The sequence below is a fragment of the Chryseobacterium sp. SIMBA_038 genome (assembly GCF_046535115.1).
Classification (GTDB): Bacteria; Bacteroidota; Bacteroidia; order Flavobacteriales; family Weeksellaceae; genus Chryseobacterium.
The window spans coordinates 1-277 of sequence record NZ_JAWRXH010000129.1 but is presented as its reverse complement, the minus strand read 5'-3'; the positions used below and the strand labels follow the sequence as shown (position 1 = coordinate 277).

1 protein-coding gene is annotated in these 277 nt (G+C 54.2%); it reads left to right on the top strand.

Annotation, left to right across the window (positions count from 1 at the left end; translation table 11 throughout):
• Nucleotides 1-277: ParA family protein (locus tag SB689_RS22985; RefSeq protein WP_410694377.1), on the top strand; the 277-nt coding region annotated here is incomplete at both ends.

The window sequence follows — 277 nt, the reverse complement described above, 5'->3', positions numbered from 1 at the left end:
CAAGTGCAATGACACCCTCGATCTGATCCCCACCGCCATGCACGACTTCCGCCTTAGTGATTGCATGGGTGCCTCCAATGAGGACATGACGAAAGCCAGAGACAAGGTTCAGAAGATCGCCAAGACCAGGCTGTACGACTACATCCTCATTGATACCGGCCCTGGCCGAGGTCGTGTCCAATACGCCGCCATGCTGATGGCAGACCATGTGCTTTGCCCTATCAGATTAGAAAACCATTCCGCTTCTGCCGTTGCCCCCTTGATCAAAAACCTCGAG